We start from the raw sequence: 18,226 nt of genomic DNA on the forward strand, positions 1-18,226 counted from the left end.
CAAATGGCCCCATCACTATGCGCGACGGACTCGAACGCTTCTACGCTATCGCTGATGGTTACCATCTCGCAGCGCAACATCTGTGCTCAAGTTAGGCTTCGCTGGGGAGGTGCCCCGTCATACGGGGCGGAGGGGTCATGGGCCTCAGTCCCGCTGCTCATGACCCCTCCGTCGCCGTAAGACGGCGACACCTCCCCAGCGAAGCTGGGGAGGAGAAGCTTCCAGCGGATGAGCCTGTTTCTTGTTAGTGCCGATACAACGAACCCAACCAACGTGTCAGAGATCCAACCAAGAGCGATAAAACGATGCCGAAAACGCTGTTTATCGATTCGACGCCCGACATCGATCTGGTATGGCGCCAGGTTCATGGCGCCAACGACATCCCCATCACCGTCAACATGGGGCCGGCTAACCCCGCGAACATCCCGGCGCTGATCGCGGGCTACGACACCGTGATCAACGACGCGAGCTACTTCAACGAGGCGACGCTCGGCCAGTGCAAGAGCCTGAAGCACATCGTCTTCCTCGGCACCGGCGCGGCGAGCTTCGTAGACCTGGCGGCGGCAGCGAAGCTCGGCATCAAGGTATCGACCATCGCCGGCTATGGCGACACCACGGTCGCCGAGCACGCCATGGGCCTGGTGTTCGCCGCGGCCCGCCACATCGCCACCATGCACGGCATGGTGCGCACCGGCGGCTGGCGGCCGATGCAGGGCATGGAGCTGCGCGGCAAGACGCTGGGCATCGTCGGCCTGGGCGGCATCGGCAAGGAGATGGCGCGCATCGCCCAGGGCATCGGTCTCGCGCCGATCGCCTGGAACCGCTCGCCCGTCGCCGACCCGTCGGTCCCCATGGTCGGGCTCGACGAGTTGCTGGCGAAGGCCGACATCATCAGCCTGCACTTGGGCCTGAACGACGGCACGCGCGGCTTCCTCGACCGCGCGAAGCTCGCCAGGACCAGGAAGGGCGTCATCGTGATCAACACGGCGCGCGCCGGCGTCGTCGACGAGGCGGCGCTGATCGACGCGCTGAAGTCTGGCCAGGTCGGCCACTACGCCACCGACGTCTTCAACCAGGAGCCGGTGAACCCGGACGAGCCGCTGCTCAAGCTCGACAACGTGACCCTGACGGCGCACGCCGGCTACAACACCCCGGAAGCCGCCAAGACCATGTACCGCCGCGCCATCGACCTCGCCGCGGCGGGGTGAGTCCGGTCTATGGATGGGGTGAAAGGCCCCTCGCTGCACTCGGGACGACATGTCGGGCGAGCACGTCTGGAAGAACATCACCAAGCACCGCCAGGTGGAGAACGCGTAGTCATGTCATCCTCCTCCCCAGCTTCGCTGGGGAGGTGTCGCGTCTTCGCGGACGGAGGGGTCATGCGTCTCATGGCTGGGAGCGCGCCGTCCGCGATTACGCGGACACCTCCCCGGCGATGACGCCAGGGAGGAGGATGAATACCGTCACGCCAGCACGTCGAAGCCCTTGAGGATTCCCGAGAACGCGAACGGCTGCTGGGCGAGGCCGCTGAATTCGGGCGAGGCCCAGGGCGAGCCGGCGCCGTTGCCGTTGTCGCGTGCCACCGACCACATCGAGAGCAGCGCGATGTTGGGATCGCTGCGCGCGTAGTCGAGCAGCGCCTGCGCATCGGCCAGGGTGAAGACCTCGCCGGCGACGTCATTGACGCCGATCATCGGCGTGATGCCGATCTTGGCGTCGAGGCCCAGGCTCTGGAGCTGCTGGGCGGTGGCCTTGGCGGCATTGATGGCGTTCAGCCCCATCTGGCCGCCATTGTCGACCGCCGGCCCGTAATCCATCGCCATGATGTTGACGATGTCGATGTCGACGCCGTCCGCCTTGGCGTGCTGCAGGAGAGCCAGGCCGTTGGCGTCGAGGCCGGTCGGCAGCACCGGCAGGGTGAAGCGCACCTCGAGGTCGGCATTGGCTGCCTCGAGGCCCACGATCGCCTGGTTGCGCAAATGGATCGACGCCAGGTCGACGACGGCCGCGCCCTCGATGTCGAAATCGATCGAGGTGATGTGGTAGCGGTCGATCACCGACTGGTACTCGGCCTGCAGGGTGGCGGCGTCGGGCACGTTCAGGGCCGCTTCCTGGCCAGCCGCGCCGCCGAACGAGATGGTGATGTTGCCGCCGGCCGCCTGGATTGCCTGCACCTGCTGCAGGATGGTCGAGCCGTTGGCCAGCCCGTCGTCGGCGATGCCGCCCACGCCCTGCCAGCCGATGCCCTTGTTGGAGTCGAGCACGAAGGCCAGGGTGAAGTTCTTGATGCCGGACGTCTGCGAGATGCCGCCGAGGTCGGCCGCGACCGTCATCGCCATGTCGATGTAGGGCGAGAACATGGTGGCGTAGTCCAGGCTCGTCGGCGGATCGGTCGGATCAGTGGTCGGCGGCGTGCTCTCGATGCCGTGGACATGCACGGTCGCCGGATTGAGCGCGCCCGAGGCGACGAAGCCGAAGCTGGTCTCGCCGTTGGCGGCGAGCGTGCCGTTCCACGTCGCGTTGCCGATCACGTAGCCGGTGGCATCGTGCGAGATGATCCTGGCGTTCCAGATGTCGGTGATCTGGTTCGGCATGTCGATCGCGATCTGCCAGCTGGTCGCGGCCGCGCCGTCGTTGTGCACCTTCACCGTGCCGTTGAAGCCGCTGCTCCACGAATCGGTCACCGTGAAGGTGCCGCTGAAATCGCCCGACGGGTCGGTCGGCGGTGTCGGCGGTGTGGGTGGCACCGGGTCGGGCGGCGGCGGCGTGGCGTCGTCGTCGACGATCGTGCCCGCGGCGGTGGCGCGCGCGATGGTGGCGCCGGCGGCGTTGGTCAGCACGAGGCTGAAATTCTCGTTGCCCTCGACCAGCAGGTCCGGCGTGATGGCGATGGCAACGACCTTGGTCGTCTCGCCGGGCGCGAAGGTGATCGAGCCCGTCGCGCCGGTGAAGTCGGCGGCGCCGGCGGTGCCGGCGACGGTATGATAGTCGATCGTGATCGCGCTCGTGGCGGCCTGAGACAGGGTCACCACGAAGGTGGCCATGGTGGTCGTTGGCGTGCCGCCCGGAACGTCGCTGTCGAAGTCGAACTGGATCGGTGTCAGATAGGCGAGCTTGGCCTGGATCGGCGTGTTCCAGTCGTCGGCCAGGATGCCGCCGGTGTCGCCCGAGTTCGGGTTCCACGACCAGTAGGTCCAGCTGATGCCCTGCTTGCCGGCGGCGAGGTCGTTGGTGCCGTTGTTGTCGAAGTCGCCGGAGAGATAGGAGGTGATGGCCTCGAGCCAAGGCGCGTCCTTGGGATCGACCAGCTTGGTGCCGAACTCGCCGATCCACACCGGGGCGATGTTCTGCTTGTAGATGTAGCCCCACATCTGGTCGAACTTCGCCGGCAGGTTGGCCGGGAAGTCGCTGCCCTGGAACCACGGCTGCGGCCACACCGAGTTGGGATAGTCGTGCGCCGAGTAGACCAGCTTGTTGGCGACCTCAAGCTGGATCGGCCGGTCCTTGACGCCCATCAGGTTGCCGCCCCACCAGTAGGGCTGGCCCTGGTAGGTGCCGATGCCCTCGACGAAGATCAGCCAGTTGGCATTGACGTCGTGGATGGCGTTGCCGGCCTGCTCGGCGGCCAGCGCCCAATCGTTGGCCCCGCCGCCGCCCCAGGTGCCGTTGTACGGCTCGTTATGCAGGTCGGCGCCGATCACCTGCGGCTTGGCGGCGTAGCGCGCCGCCAGCATCTGCCAGTCGGCGATCCATTGCGCCTGGCTGTGGTTGCTGTCGTACCACAGGCCGTTGGCCGAGGTGCCGGCGCCGAGGTCGCTGCGATGATGGTCGAGGATGATCTTGAGCCCGATCTGGCCGGCATAGTCGACGATCTTGTCCATGATCTGCAGCGCGCTCAGGCCTTGCAGGTCGGGATTCTTGGAGAAGTCGATGCCGTTGGGGGTGCCGGTCGAATGCAGCATGTCGCTGGCGAAGGGCAGGCGGATGGTGTTGAAGCCCAGGCCCACCATCTGGTCCATCATCGACTTGTAGCCGCGCGTCCACAGGCCGTGCGGTGCCATGTTCGACGATTCGAAGCCGAACCAGTTGACGCCGGCGATCTGCACTGAATGGCCGGCCGAGTCGATGATCTGGTTTCCCGAGGTGCTGAGCCAGCCGGCGGCCGCGCTTCCGCCGCCTGGATTGCCCTCGACCACCGAGGTGTCGGCGACCGACAGCGACGGCGTGACCGGCGGCGCGATGTCGTCGTTGGTGATGGTCCCGGCCCCGGCGCCGTCGAAGAGGGTGGCGCCGGAGGCGCTCGAGAGCGCGATGCCGAAGGTCTCGCTGGGCTCGACGGTCGAGTCACCGATCGCCGTGATCTTGATGGTCTTCTGCGTCTCGCCCGGGGCGAAGGTGAGGGTGCCGGACTGGGCGACGTAGTCGCTGCCGGCGGTCGCGGTGCCGTCGGCGGTCGCATACTTCACTGTCACCGTCGAGCTGGATGCCGCCGACAGGGTCACCGTGAAAGTGCCGCTTCCTGGCGTGGCGGCGCTGCCCTCGGCGAAGCTCGAATCGCCGATGGCGAGCGTCGGTAGCGGCGCGGCGTCGTCGTTGGTGATGGTGCCGGCCCCGGTGGCGTCGAAGAGGGTTGCGCCCGACGCGCTGGACAGCAGGACGCTCAGCGTCTCGTTGGATTCGACGGTCGCATCGCCGATCGCCGTCACCTTGATGGTCTTCTGTGTCTCGCCCGGCGCGAAGGTGAGGGTGCCGGACTGGGCGACATAGTCGCTGCCGGCGATCGCGGTGCCGTCGGCGGTCGCATACTTCACTGTCACCGTCGAGCTGGATGCCGCCGACAGGGTCACTGTGAAGGTGCCGCTGCCCGGCGAGGCGGCGCTGCCCTCGGCGAAGCTCGAATCGCCGATGGCGAGCGTCGGCAGCGGCGCAGTGTCGTCGTTGGTGATGGTGCCGGTGGCCGTGGCCTTGCCGACGGTGGCGCCGCTCGGCGCCGACAGGGTGAGCGCCAGGGTCTCGTTGCTCTCGACCGCCGTGTCGCCCGAGACCTGGACGCGAACGGTCTTGGACGTCTCGCCGGCGGCGAAGGTGACCGTGCCGCTGGCGGCGGTGTAGTCCGAGCCGGCGCTCGCCGTACCGTTGCTGGTCGCGTAGGCGACGCTGACCGGTCCGCTCGCCGCCTTCGACAGGGTCACCGTGAAGACCAGATCGCGTACGCCGCTGTCGCCTTCGGCAACCGAGGCATCGGCGACAGAGAGGCTCGGCAACACCGGGTCGGTGCCGATGGCGACGCCGTTCACGGTGAAGTCGGTTGCCGCGGTCCCGCCGTTGCCCGGAGTCGCCTGGAAGCCGAACGACGTCGACTGGCCGGCGCCGAGCTGGCCGTTCCACGAGGCGTTCTTCACGACGTAATGGTCGCCGACATGACTCACGATTACGGCGTTCCAGATGTTGGTGATGTTGGCCGAGCTGTTGAACTCGACGGTCCAGCCACTGAACGCGGTGCTGCCGGCGGTCACCGTCATCGAGGCGTTGAAGCCCGACCCCCAGTTGCTGGTGATCGCGTAGGCGAGCCCGACGCCGCCGGCCGGCGGGGGCGGTGGCGCTTGGACGTCGTCGTTGGTGATCGTGCCCACCGCCGAGCCGTCGGCGATCGTGGCGCCGGACGGGCCGGACAGGCTGACGGTGAAGGTCTCGTTGCTCTCGACGCTGCCGTCGCCGGCGACGGTGATCTGAATGGTCTTGGACGTCTCGCCGGCGGCGAAGGTGATGGTGCCGGTGCGCGCCGTGTAGTCTGTGCCGGCGAGCGCGGTGCCGTCGGCCGTTGCGTAGTTCACCGTCACCGATCCGCTGGCCGCCTGCGAGAGCTTGACCGTGAAAGTGATCTGCGTCGTGCCGGAATTGCCTTCGCTCACCGAGGCGTCGTCGATCGACAGGGTCGGCAGCACCGGCGTCGGCGGCGTGGTCGCCGTGCCATTGAGCGCGAGGTTGCTGGCCGAGGCGCCGCTCGAGGTCGTGGCCTGGAAGCCGAACGAGACCTGGCCGTTGGCCGGTACGCTGGCATTGTACGAGAGGTTGCGCAGGACATAGTGGTTGCCGACGTGGCTGACGATCTCGGCGCCCCAGATGTTGGTGATCAGGAAGCCCGCATCGAACTCGACGGTCCAGCCTTGCAGGGCTTGGCTGCCGCCGGCGACCGTCATGTTGCCGATGAACCCCGAACCCCAATTGTCTCCCACGACATAGTTGACCGTCGCCATCGCTGCCTCTCCCGTGTCGATGCCGCGTCATGCGATGCGGCGCAGTCCCGGATGTCTCTTGCCGCGATATGTCATGGCCGGTGCAAGTTGACAGCCGGCCCGGGACTTTCACTCGTTGAATATGGCAGGATTGTCGATGAACGAAGCGAATTGCGGCGACCTGGTGAAATCGGCATGACCCTTGGGGTATGTTCACATATGCGCGAATCGGCATGTGTTGGCGATTGCATTCACCGCATAACAAAGCCTTGGAGTGTTCAACCTTGTCGGTGAACGCCATCGTCAGGACAGCTGGATCGATCACCGAGCACTGGAACGGCCTGCGCCTGTTCTGGCGGGCGCAGATCCTGGGTTGGGGTTTCTTTGCCATCCTCGACCTGGTCTACCAGCGGCTGATCTATCACGAGATTTGGCTGGCCGCGTCGCGTGCCCTGCCGACGGTCCTGTCGCTGGTTGTCGTCTCGTCGATCCTGCATTCGATCTACACGTCGCGCCGCTTCGACGGTGGCCTCACCCGGCGCACCGTGACCTGGATTCTGGGGCTGTCGATCGGCATGGCCCTGCCGGTCGCGATCTTCGCGTTCGCCGCCAACGAATGGTTCAACTGGTCGGTGCCGGGCCGCGATCCGGTCGACGATTTCGCCTTTCCCCTGATCCACTACTCGATCGTGCTGTGCGGCTGGAGCCTGTGCTATTTCTGGCTGCGCGCCGAGACTGCCAAGCAGGCCGAGCATCGCCATGCCATGCGGGCCGAAGCGGAGGCGCTGCGTGCGCGGCTCGAGGAGCTGCGCCTGCAGCTCGATCCACACTTCCTGTTCAACGCCCTGAACGGCGTCGCCGAGGAGATTCCCGAGCATCCCAAATCGGCGCTGGCGATGCTGCGCGACCTCACCGCCTATCTTCGGCATTCGCTCGACGGCATCCATCAGACCGTGGTGACGGTGGAGGCCGAGGTCGCCGGCCTGTCGGCCTATCTGGGAGTCCAACGCGCGCGCTTCGGCGAGCGCCTGCGCACCTCGCTGCACGTCGATCCGGAGGCGGCGTTGCGCCGCATCGCGAGCTTCCTGCTGCAGCCTCTGGTCGAGAACGCCGTGCAGCACGGCAATCGCGATCATGGGCTCGATGTCGGCATCGACATCCGCGCCGCCGGCGATCGGCTCTACATCACGATCGACAATACCGGGACGCTCGACGATCACGCCACGCCGCGCCGGCATCATACCGGGATCGGCCTGGAGAATGTGCGGCGGCGGCTGGCGCTGCATTATCCCAATCGCCATCAGTTCGTCCTGCAACAGGCGGAGAGCGGCGAGAGCCGCGTCATCGCGACCATGATCCTGGAAGGCGAGCCGTGCTCCGCGCCCTGATCGTCGACGACGAGCGCCTGGCGCGCCAGGCGATGCGCCGCCTGCTGGCCGCCCATCCCAACGTCGAGATCGTGGGAGAGGCCGAGACCCTCGACGAGGCCGTCGCCGCCATCGAGCGGACCGAGCCGCAGCTCGTCTTCCTCGACATCGAGCTGGGCAACCGGGGCGACGGCTTCGATCTCCTGGCCCGGCTGGCGCGGCCGCCGTTGATCGTGTTCGTCACTGCCTACGCCGAGTACGCGGTCGACGCGTTTTCGGTCAACGCCGTCGACTATCTCCTGAAGCCGGTCCTGCCCGAGCGCCTCGCCGAGACCCTGGCGCGGGTCGAGCAGCACCTGATCCGCGTCGTCGCCGCCTCAGGGCAGCAGGTCGAGGGCATGATCGCGCTGCGGACGCCGAAGCAGACAGTCCTCACGGCGCCTTCCGAGATTGCTGCCCTGCGCGCCGACGGCGATTTCACCCATGTCTTTGTCGCCGATCACCCGACAGTGATGATCTTGCGGACGCTGGGTCATTTCGAGAGCCTGCTGCCCTCGCCGCCGTTCCTGCGGCTCGGCCGTTCGCTGATCATCAACCGCGACCGCTTGCGCAAGATCGAGGCCCCCTCGCGCGCCGGTGCGCGCATCATCCTGCAGGGCATCGCCGCGCCCTTCGAGCTCGGCCGAGCCGCCGCCGCCCGCCTGCGCGAGCTGGTCTCACCGGATGAGGTTTAGATTCCTCAGTACCCCGCCGCGCGGTCCACGACCTCCTTCAGCGGGGCGCCGTCGAGGAAGCGGCGCAGGTTGTCGACGAACAGGCGGGCGACGAACTTGTCGCGCTGAGGGTGCGGGCCGCCGATGTGCGGTAGCACGATGATGCCGTCGGTCTTCCAGAACGGATGATCGGGCGGCAGCGGCTCTTGGCGGAACACGTCGAGCAGCGCACCGGCGATCTTCTTCGACGTCACGGCGGCGATCAGGTCGTCGTCCTTGATGAGATGACCGCGGCCGAAATTGAGCAGCCAGGCCGTCGACTTCATGCGGGCGAGCCGCTTGGCGTCGATCAGGTTCTCGGTGTCGGTCGTGGCGGGCAGCAGCAGCAGGACGAAATCCGATTGCGCCAGCACGTCGGTGGTGCGGTCGGGCGGCAGGACCTCGGCGACGTCGGGCATCGGCGCCGGCCGGCGCTTGGTGCCGATCACGCGCATGCCGAGCGCAGAGGCGATGCGGGCCACCTCCTGGCCGATCGCGCCCAGCCCCAGGATGCCGAGCGTCTTGCCGGTCAGCGGCTGGGCGACGGTATGGACCCACTTGCCGCGCTTCTGGTTCTCGACCGCCACGGCATACGGCTTGGCGATGTGGAAGATCGCGCCGATGATGTTTTCGGGCATCGATTCGGTGTGCGTGCCGCGCGCGCAGGTGAGCGCGAGGCCGGATGGCAGGTCGGGCAGGGCGAGCCAGCCCTCGACACCGGCGCTCATCGCCTGGGCCCAGCGCAGCTTCGGCATGGTCGGCAGCAGGCCGGGCGGAACGGCGCCGGCCATCAGCGCTTCCGTCCGTGCCAGCTGCTGGGCCGACGGCTTGTCCTTGCGCGGCAGCGTGTCGACGGCAACGCGGTCGGCGAGCCCGGCCGCGGCGATGGCGTCGAGATAGGGGGCGGTCTGGTCGGTCCACAATAGAATATGGGCTCGGTTGGTCACAGAAACGGCTCCTGGTGTGGGGAAAGCGCCAGACTAGCCGAGGCCGGCGGTCAGGGCCAAGGCGGCTGATGACTGCTGTTTTCCGACGATCCAGACGAGGATGCGCGCGCGGATGATGCTGGATTTGCCGGTAGTTTGATTTCAGTCGGCCGGGATGTGCTCTAAGATGCAGTCCGAGTGCGTTCAAGGAGGAGTTCACAAAGAAGCAGGTGTGCAGCCGCGGTGCCGCGACAGCGGGGACCGGCGGACGGGAGGAACCATCATGAAGAGCCGAACCTCGCGTTGTGCGTTGCTGTGCGTTGTCATGGCGTTGAGCGTAACGGCGGGTCCTGGTTGGGCTCAGAAATACGGTGGCGTGCTGCGCATCCAGCACATCGACACGCCGCCCAGCGCTTCCATCCACGAAGAAGCGACCGTCTCGGTCGCGGTGCCCTTCATGTCGGTCTACAACAATCTGGTCATGTTCGATCAGAACGTGGCTCGCAACAGCCTCGACTCGATCGTACCCGACCTGGCGACGAGCTGGAGCTGGAACGGCGACGGCACCAGGCTTACCTTCAAGCTGCGCGAAGGCGTGAAGTGGCACGACGGCAAGCCGTTCACCTCGCAGGACGTGCGTTGCACCGTCGACCTGTTGCTCGGCAAGGAAAACATCCGGCGCAACCCGCGTGCGGCATGGTACGGCAACGTCGAGAAAGCGACGTCGGAAGGCGACTTCGATGTCACCCTGCACCTGAAGCAGAGACAGCCCGCCTTGCTGGCATTGCTCGCGTCGGGCTACACGCCGATCTATCCTTGCCACGTCTCGGGCGCCGACATGCGGCGCCGGCCGATCGGCACCGGTCCGTTCAAGTTCGTCGAGCTCAAGATGAACGAGGGCGTCAAGCTCACCAAGAACACCAACTACTGGAAGAAGGGGCGGCCGTATCTCGACGCCATCGAGTTTACCATCATCCCCGACCGTTCGACCCGCATGCTGTCCTTCGCCAGTGGCAAGTACGACATGACGTTCCCGACCGACGTCACGGTGCCGCTCCTCAAGAACCTCAAGCGCGACGCGCCGCATGTCCAGTGCACCATGCGCTCCACGGGGGTGTCTACCAACCTGATCGTCAACCGCGACATGCCGCCGTTCGACGACGTTCGCATCCGCCGCGCCATGGCGCTGTCGCTCGACCGGCAGGCCTTCATCGACATCCTGTCCGAAGGCGAGGCGCAGATGGGCGGCGCGATGCTGCCGCCGCCCAGCGGCGTATGGGGCCTGCCGCCCGACATGCTGGAGGGCATCATCGGCTATGGCGACGTCGCCAAGAGCCGCGAAGAGGCGCGCGAGCTGATGCGACAGGCGGGCTACGGCCCCGACAAGCGCCTGAAGATCAAGGTCAGCACGCGCAACATCGCCACCTATCGCGATCCGGCGACCATCCTGATCGACCATCTCAAGCACATCTACATCGACGGCGAGCTCGAGGTGATCGACACTTCGATCTACTACAACCGCGTCTTCAAGAAGGACTACGTGGTCGCCCTGAATCTTACCGGCAGCGCCGTCGACGATCCCGACGTCACCTTCTTCGAAGGCTACGCCTGCGGCTCGCTGCGCAACTACAACAACTACTGCAATCCCGAGATGACCAGGCTGTTCGAGGAGCAGTCGCGCGAGACCGACCAGAAGAAGCGCCTGCAGATGGTGTGGGAGGCCGACCGCAAGCTGCAGGAGGACATCGCCCGCCCGATCATCGCCCACAACCGCGCCGCCGGCTGCTGGCAACCCTACGTCAAGGGTGTCACGCTGCACGTCAACAGCATCTACAACGGCACCCGCTTCGAGGACGTCTGGCTCGATCGGTAGGAACATACTGATCGTGTTGGGCGGCGTCTTGCCGCCGACATTGCTAGCCTACGCCTTCTGGCGATAGGCGTACGCCTTGTCGTACTGCGCCGTGATGTACTCGCCGGCGATGGTGCGGGGATGGCGGGGCGGGTTGCCCGGGCCGGAACAGTTGGGCAGGCATTCGACGACCGTCTCGAAGTCGGGATCGTAGAACACCGGGATCGAATAGCGCTCGCGGCCCGACTCGTTGACGACGCGGTGCGGCGTCGAGACGAACAGGTCGTTCGACCAGCGCTCCAGCATGTCGCCGATATTGATCACGAACGTGTCCTCGATCGGCGGCGCGGCGATCCACTGGCCGGCGCGGTTGCGCACCTCCAGCCCGCCGACATCGTCCTGCCACAGCACCGTTATGCAGCCCCAGTCGGTGTGCGGGGCGGCGCCGAACTGGCCGGTGCCGGCGCCAGCCGGTTGCGGTGGATAGTGGACCAGCCGCGCCCGCACCAGCGGATGGCGATAGAGGTCGCGGAAGAATGCGCGCTCGATGTGGAGCGCCAGGGCGAAGCCTTCCAGCAGGCGCTGGCCGAGCTCGAACACCTGGGCATAATAGGTCTCGGCAGTGCAGCGCAGGTCGGGCTCGTCGTCGGGCCACTGGTTCAGCCCGATCAGCGGCTTGCCGTCCGCCAGGTAGGGATCGCCCGCCTGGAAGGGGAAGGCGAAGTTCAGGCTTTCCTTCAGGTCGGGCTTGTAGGCGCGGCCGAGCGTCGTTTGCGCGAACGGCACGTAGCCGCGATGCGCCGTGTTGACCTGGATGCGCCGCTTCTCCGGGTCAGGCCGGGCGAAGAACGCCTTCGCCGCTGCCAGCATGTCCCTGGTCAGCTGGGGCGGCACGTTGTGGCTGCGCACGTAGAAGAAGCCGACCTCGATCGCGGAGCGCCGGATCTCGGCCGCGACAGCGCGCGCCGCCGCATCAGAGCCGTCGAACAGCGGCGCCACGTCGATGACGGGGACCGATTGGAATTCGCGGAGACTGGAGCTTGCCATGGTTCTTTGACTGATTGTATGGTCAAAGATACAAATGTCCAGCCCGCCCGCCATCCCCTTCAGCAACGCCGTCCCGCTCTATCACCAGATCGCGCTGACCCTGCGGGCGCGGGCCGAGAATGGCGCGCTGGCGACCGAGCAGCAGCTTTGCGCCGAGTTCGGCGTCAGCCGCACCACGGTCCGCCAGGCGCTCGGCGTGCTGAAGCAGGACGGCCTGCTGCAGAGCCGGCGCGGAGTCGGCACGCGCTTCGTCGGCGAGCCGGCGGCGCAACGCCTGGTCGGCTCGATCGGCGATCCGCTCCATGCCGGTCTCGGCACGGTCGAGAAGGTCGTGTCGATCGCGCGTGCCAAGCCGCCGGCCGAGGTGCGCGCCTTTCTCGACATCGGAGGCGAGGCGGTGACGCGGCTGGTGCGGGTGCACGTCCTGCAGGACGCGCCGCTCTCCGTGGTCGTGACCTGGATGCCGCAGCGCTACGCGCCGCGTAGCCTGAAGCAGTCGGTGCACGAGCATCTGTGGCGCCGCCACGGCCTGTTGCAGAAGCGCAGCGTGCATCGCATCGGCGTCGGCCGCGCCGACACCATGGTGGCGCCGCTGCTCGGCGTGGCGATCGCCGAGCCGGTGCTGCACGTCCAGGCCAAGGCCTATCTCGACGACGGACGGCCGATCCGCTGGACCGACAATTATTTCCGCGAGGAGCGCTTCGCCTACCAGGCCGAGGTCGAGTGGAAGCGGCCGGCCGGAGGGCGCACAGCGAACGGACGCAAGGGAGGGGGCAGATGAGGATGGGACGCTGGCTCGCGATCGGGCTCGCCGTGCTGCTGGCAGGAGGTGCCGCGGCGCAGACCTACCCGGACAAGCCGATCAAGGTGGTGAACGGCTTCGCGCCGGGCGGCGGCACCGACCTGCTGCTGCGCACCCTGCTGCCCAAGCTGGGCGAGATGCTGGGTCAGCAGCTGATCATCGATTATCGCCCGGGAGCGGGCGCCAACCTCGCCATGGATCTCGTGGCCAAGGCGGCGCCCGACGGCTACACGCTGCTGATGGGCTCGCCGGGACTGGCGATCAACCCGTCGCTCTATAAAGACCTGCCGTTCGATCCGCTGAAGGATTTCGCGCCGATCTCGCTGATCGGCACCGTGCCTAACGTGCTGGTGGTGAACCCCGCCCTGCCGGTCCACAGCGTCGCCGAGCTGGTGGCGCTGGCGCGCAAGGAGCCCGGCAAGCTCAACTTCGCCTCGCCTGGCGCGGGGTCGTCGCTCCATCTGTCGGCCGAGCTGTTCAAGGCGCTGGAGAAGATCGACATCGTGCACGTGCCCTACAAGGGCGGCGCGCAGGCGATGACCGACGTGCTGGCCGGCAAGCCCGAGATGATGTTCCAGGTCCTGGGCGTCGCGCTGCCCTACATCGAGAGCGGCAAGCTGCGCGCGCTCGCCGTCACCAGCGCCGAGCGCGCCGCGGTGCTGCCCAACGTGCCGACCATGATGGAAGCGGGCGTGAAGAACTATGCGGCCGTCACCTGGAACGGCTTGCTGGCGCCGGCCGGGACGCCGCAGCCGATCATCGACAAGCTCCACGCCGCTGTTGTGAAGGCGCTCCAGGACCCCTCGATCCAGGAGGGCTATCGCAAGATCGGCCAGGTTCCGGCGTTCGACACGCCGGCCGAGTTCCAGGCCCTGATCCGCGACGAGGCCAGCAAATGGTCGCGCGTGATCAAGGACGCCAACATCCAGGCGCAATAGGAGAGAGCGATGGCGGAAACCAAGGCGCGACGCCTGCGCGAGCTGCTGCGCACCGCCCGGCCGGTCGTGTCGCCAGGTGTCTATGACGGCTACAGCGCCCGCCTGGTCGAGATCATGGGCTTCAAGACGGCGGCGACCACCGGCGCCGGCCTGACCAACAGCGTGATCGTGCAGCCCGACATCGGCATCTTCGGCCTGCGCGACAATGTCGATGCCTGCCGTCATCTGGCGCGCAGCGTCTCCATTCCGCTCACCGCCGACGCCGACACCGGCTACGGCAACGCCGTCACCGTCTATCACGTGGTCCAGTATTTCGAGGAGGCCGGCATCGTCGGCATCAACATTGAGGATCAGGTGATGCCCAAGCGCTGCGGCCACATGCGCGGCAAGGAGCTGATCTCTACGGCTGAGATGGTGAAGAAGATCGAGGCCGGCCTGAAGGCCAAGAAGGATCCCGACTTCATCATCAACGCCCGCACCGATGCCATCGCCGTCGAGGATATCGGCGGCACCGTCGAGCGCGTGAAGGCCTATGCCCGGGCCGGTGCCGACATGATCTATGTCGATGCGATCCGCGGCGAGGACGACATCGCCCGTGCCGTCGAGGCGGCGGGCGACACGCCGGTCAACATCAACATGGGCTTCGGCATCCGCCAGCGCCCGACCTCGCCGCTGATCCCGCTGAAGCGGCTGAAGGAGCTCGGCGTCGCGCGGGTCAGCGCGCCGCGCATGCTGACCGCGGCGGCGATCTCCGGCATGCGCAAGGCGCTGGAGGTGATGCAGCACTGCATGCTGACCGGCGAGCTGGCCGACCGGCCCGACCTGCTGGCCTCGATGGAGGACATCACCGGCCTGTTCGACTATCGCAGGATCGAGGCGCTCGAGCAGGAATTCACCGCCGAGGAAGATCTCGAGCGGAAGTATCGTGGCCACGAGCGCGCCTACGTCGTCGGCGCGGGAGCCAAGCCATGACGCCCGCCAAGTACGGCCCGTTCAAGTACCGGCCGATCCGGGGCCGTCCCAGGCTCGAATGGCCCGGCGGCGCCAAGGTGGCGCTGTGGATCAACCCCAATGTCGAGTTCTTCGCCCTCGACGACGTGATGCCGGGCAACAACAACGAGCGGGTGGCGCGCGACCACGCGCATGTGCCCAACGTGCGGAACTGGTCGGTGCGCGACTACGGCAATCGGGTCGGCGTGTGGCGTCTTATGGAGACCATGAGCCGCCACGGCATGCGCGGCACGGCGGCGCTGAACAGCGAGGTCTGCAACCATCATCCCGAGATGATCGCCGAGATGGTGCGGCTCGGCTGGGAGCTGATGGGCCACAACGAGACCAATGCGCTGCGCCTCACCGAGATGAAGCCCGAGGCCGAGCGTACGTCGATCCTGTCGGCGCTCGACACGATCGAGCGGGTGAGCGGCCAGCGGCCCAAGGGCTGGCTGGGCGCCGGCCTCGCCGAGACCTGGCACACGCTTGACCATCTCAGCGAGGGCGGCGTGCGCTATGTCTGCGACTGGGTCAACGACGACCAGCCCTACACCATGGAGGTCGGCAATCCGCGCCTGGTGTCGCTGCCATACTCGGTGCAGATCAACGACGTCCCGGCCTATTTCGACATGAAGCAGTCGGTGCCGGAGTTCGAGCAGATGATCCGCCGCGCCTTCGACACGCTCTACCGCGAGGGCGCCGAGTCGGGCCGGGTCATGGCGATCGCCGTGCATCCCTTCGTCACCGGCCAGGCCCATCGTATCCAGGCGCTCGACCGGGCCCTCGACTACATCTCGGCCCATGACGGGGTGTGGAAGGCGACCGGCTGGGAGATCGTGCAGCATTATCTCGCCTCCGACTTCGAGAAGGCAATGTCATGAGGGCGATGTCATGAGCGGCGAGCGCGAGGCCGTCGCGCGCGCGGCGCGCCAGCTCACCGACTGGGCGGCCTGCTGCAAGTTGGCCGACATCCCTGCCGAGGTCCTGGCCCGCGCGGCGACTGTGCTGACCGACGATCTGGCGGCGATGATCGGCGCGCGCGACGAGCCCGAGGTGGCGCGCTTCCACGCTCAGGTGATCCACCGCGCCCGCCATCACGAGGCGACGGTGCTGCGCGGCGGCGCGGCGCGGGTGGCGAAGATCGATGCCGCGGTGGCCAATGCCGTCGCCGCCAACTGGCTGGAGCTCGACGAGGGCTATCGCCGCACGCCCTGCCATGCCGGCCTCTATGTCCTGCCGGCGCTGCTCGCCACGGCCGAGACCGACGATGCGCCGACCGACGCGCTGCTGCGCGCGCTCGTGCTCGCCTACGAGGTGGTGACGCGCATCGCCCGCGGCTGGAAGCAGCGCGCGCTCAACATGCAATCGCACGGCCGCTACGCGGCGATCGGCGCCGCGACGGCAACCGCGCTGCTGCGCCGGCTCGATCGCGAGACTCTGTTCGCGGCGATGAGCGCCGCCGCCACGCTGGTCAATCCCTCGCCGCGCACGCACCTGGTGGCCGGCGCCCTGGTGCGCAATGTCTGGCCGGCGCAGGGCGCCTGGTCGGGGATGATGGCGGTCGAATGGGCCGACCTGGGCATCGGCGGTTCGACCGACGCCTTGTACGACGTCTACAGCGACGTGCTGGGCGGAACCGCCCAGCCGGAGAGGCTGACCGAAGGCCTCGGCCAATCGTGGGCGCTGCTCGACGGCTACACCAAGCTCTATGCCTGCTGCCAGCACCTGCATGCCACGGTCGAGGCGTTGCTCGATCTGCGGCCGGCGCTGATCGCCGCGGGTCCGGTCGAGGCGATCGACTCGGTCGAGGTCGCCACCCATGCGCTCGCCCGGCCGCTGATGAATGTGCGGCCCGACACCACGCTCGGCGCCAAATTCTCGCTGCCCCACGCCGTCGCCGCGGCGCTGGTCCTGGGGTCCGGCGGGGCGGAAGCGTTCGCCTTCGACACGCTGGCGCGCCCCGAGATCGACGCGCTGCGACAGCGGGTGACGGTGAGGCCTTACGAGACCAAGCTGCCGCCGCCCAACGACCGGCCGGCGCGCGCCGAGATCAGATTGCGTGACGGCCGCGTGCTGTCGGCCGAATGCCTCAGCGCGCGCGGCGGCGCCGACCGCCCGCTGCCGCCTTCAACCGTGGACGACAAGCTCGCGCAGCTTGCCGTACCCGCCTATCCCGCCATCGCCGAGGTGCTGGCGCCCATCCGCGCGCTCGAGCCGACGGCGCTGCAGCGCGGTTGGCGCCAGACCGTCGACGCATTCGCCGCATAGGGGAGGAAAGTTCATGCTGCGCCGAACCCTGGTCCTGCTGCCGGCGCTGCTGCCTTTGACGGCCGCAGCCCAGACCTGGCCCGACCGGCCGATCCGCCTGATCGCGCCCTTCGCGCCGGGCGGCGGCGCCGATTTTACCGCGCGCGCCGTCGCGCCGCTGCTCGGCGAGCAGCTCGGCCAGACCGTGGTGGTCGAGAACCGCGCCGGCGCCAACGGCGTGGTCGGCAGCGACATTGCGGCCAAGGCGGCGCCGGACGGCTACACGATCCTGCTGGGCGTCGCCGGCACCCTGGCGGTGGCGCCGCATCTCGGCGAGCCGCTGCCGTTCGATCCGGCGCGCGACCTGATCCCCGTGTCGCTGGCGGCGACCAGCCCGTTCGTGCTGACGGTGACCAAGTCCCTGCCGGTCGATTCGGTGCAGTCGTTGATTGCCTATGCCAAGGCCAATCCAGGCAAGCTCAATTTCGGCTCGTCGGGCAAGGGCGGCGCGCCGCAGCTCGCGACCGAGCTGTTCGCCTCGATGGCCGGCATCAAGATGGTGCACGTGCCCTATCGCGGCCTCGGGCCGGCGGTGGCCGACCTGCTGGCCGGCCAGATCCAGGTCCTGTTCGCCGACGTGCCGCTGGTCGCCGAGCATGCCAGGGCGGGCACGCTGAAGGCCCTGGCGGTGAGCGGCCGCACGCGCTCGAGCGTGATGCCCGACCTGCCGACCGTCGCCGAGGCGGGCCTGCCGGGCTACGCCGCCGGCACCTGGTACGGCATCTTCCTGCCGGCCAGGACGCAAGCCGCCATCATCGAGCGCCTCAGCGCCGCGCTGAAGACGGTGCTGACGAACGATGGGCTCAAGGCCATGGTCGCCAAGCAGGGCGCCGAGGCGCAATGGATGACGCCCGGCCAATTCGCCGAGTTCGTCCGCACCGATTCGACGAAGTGGGGCACCCTGATCCGCGAGGTCGGGATCAAGGTGGATTAGCCCCTCGCAGGTCGTTGGATCGACCTGCGAGGGATCGGCTCTCAGTCCAGCCGCGCCGCTCGTCAGCCGCGAACG

Annotated in this window: 13 protein-coding genes; 10 read left to right on the forward strand and 3 right to left on the reverse strand. The window is 67.6% G+C overall.

Annotation, left to right across the window (positions count from 1 at the left end):
- Positions 1-305: 305 nt before the first annotated feature.
- Complete coding sequence (locus ACILR9_RS11525) at positions 306-1,208, forward strand: 2-hydroxyacid dehydrogenase (RefSeq protein WP_395710069.1); 903 nt, start codon at positions 306-308, stop codon at positions 1,206-1,208.
- Positions 1,209-1,463: 255 nt separating this feature from the next.
- Here ACILR9_RS11525 and ACILR9_RS11530 read toward each other — a convergent pair whose 3' ends face one another.
- Positions 1,464-6,257, reverse strand: coding sequence for a Calx-beta domain-containing protein (locus ACILR9_RS11530; protein ID WP_395710070.1), 4,794 nt, complete (start codon positions 6,255-6,257; stop codon positions 1,464-1,466).
- Positions 6,258-6,526: 269 nt separating this feature from the next.
- On the opposite strand from ACILR9_RS11530, the gene ACILR9_RS11535 reads away from it, so the two are divergent.
- Both ACILR9_RS11535 and ACILR9_RS11540 read left to right on the forward strand, forming a co-directional pair.
- The gene (locus tag ACILR9_RS11535; protein WP_395710222.1) at positions 6,527-7,624 is read left to right on the forward strand and encodes a sensor histidine kinase; all 1,098 of its coding nucleotides are present in this window, start codon (positions 6,527-6,529) and stop codon (positions 7,622-7,624) included.
- Positions 7,609-8,337, forward strand: a complete 729-nt coding sequence (locus ACILR9_RS11540; RefSeq protein WP_395710071.1) for a LytR/AlgR family response regulator transcription factor — start codon at positions 7,609-7,611, stop codon at positions 8,335-8,337. Before ACILR9_RS11535 ends, ACILR9_RS11540 begins: the two co-directional genes overlap by 16 nt.
- 5 nt (positions 8,338-8,342) lie before the next feature.
- On the opposite strand, the gene ACILR9_RS11545 is transcribed toward ACILR9_RS11540, so the two are convergent.
- A complete protein-coding gene (locus tag ACILR9_RS11545) occupies positions 8,343-9,302 on the reverse strand; it encodes a D-2-hydroxyacid dehydrogenase (protein ID WP_395710072.1) in 960 nt (319 codons plus the stop codon).
- Positions 9,303-9,564: 262 nt separating this feature from the next.
- Here ACILR9_RS11545 and ACILR9_RS11550 point away from each other — a divergent pair, with 262 nt between their 5' ends.
- Positions 9,565-11,154: an ABC transporter substrate-binding protein gene (locus ACILR9_RS11550; protein WP_395710073.1), complete on the forward strand. Its 1,590-nt coding sequence runs from the start codon at positions 9,565-9,567 to the stop codon at positions 11,152-11,154.
- 48 nt (positions 11,155-11,202) lie between these two features.
- Here ACILR9_RS11550 and ACILR9_RS11555 read toward each other — a convergent pair whose 3' ends face one another.
- Positions 11,203-12,180 carry an isopenicillin N synthase family dioxygenase gene (locus ACILR9_RS11555; protein WP_395710074.1) on the reverse strand — a complete coding sequence of 326 codons (978 nt, stop codon included), beginning with the start codon at positions 12,178-12,180 and terminating at the stop codon, positions 11,203-11,205.
- A gap of 34 nt (positions 12,181-12,214) precedes the next feature.
- Between ACILR9_RS11555 and ACILR9_RS11560 the strand changes: the two genes are divergently transcribed.
- The 6 genes from ACILR9_RS11560 to ACILR9_RS11585 are packed head-to-tail and all read left to right on the forward strand — an operon-like array spanning position 12,215 to position 18,151.
- Positions 12,215-12,961 carry a GntR family transcriptional regulator gene (locus ACILR9_RS11560; protein WP_395710075.1) on the forward strand — a complete coding sequence of 249 codons (747 nt, stop codon included), beginning with the start codon at positions 12,215-12,217 and terminating at the stop codon, positions 12,959-12,961.
- Positions 12,958-13,920: a tripartite tricarboxylate transporter substrate binding protein gene (locus ACILR9_RS11565; RefSeq protein WP_395710076.1), complete on the forward strand. Its 963-nt coding sequence runs from the start codon at positions 12,958-12,960 to the stop codon at positions 13,918-13,920. The genes ACILR9_RS11560 and ACILR9_RS11565 overlap by 4 nt, the downstream gene beginning before the upstream one ends.
- A gap of 9 nt (positions 13,921-13,929) precedes the next feature.
- Positions 13,930-14,892, forward strand: a complete 963-nt coding sequence (locus ACILR9_RS11570) for an oxaloacetate decarboxylase (RefSeq protein ID WP_395710077.1) — start codon at positions 13,930-13,932, stop codon at positions 14,890-14,892.
- Positions 14,889-15,791 (forward strand): polysaccharide deacetylase family protein, encoded by a 903-nt coding sequence (locus ACILR9_RS11575; RefSeq protein WP_395710078.1) that lies wholly within the window; start codon positions 14,889-14,891, stop codon positions 15,789-15,791. Before ACILR9_RS11570 ends, ACILR9_RS11575 begins: the two co-directional genes overlap by 4 nt.
- Positions 15,792-15,801: 10 nt before the next feature.
- The gene (locus ACILR9_RS11580; RefSeq protein WP_395710079.1) at positions 15,802-17,178 is read left to right on the forward strand and encodes an MmgE/PrpD family protein; all 1,377 of its coding nucleotides are present in this window, start codon (positions 15,802-15,804) and stop codon (positions 17,176-17,178) included.
- 13 nt (positions 17,179-17,191) lie between these two features.
- Entirely contained in the window at positions 17,192-18,151 is a 960-nt protein-coding gene (locus tag ACILR9_RS11585) for a Bug family tripartite tricarboxylate transporter substrate binding protein (protein ID WP_395710080.1), read from the forward strand.
- Positions 18,152-18,226 lie beyond the last annotated feature (75 nt).

This window comes from Reyranella sp., from assembly GCF_044224635.1.
Lineage (GTDB): Bacteria > Pseudomonadota > Alphaproteobacteria > Reyranellales > Reyranellaceae > Reyranella.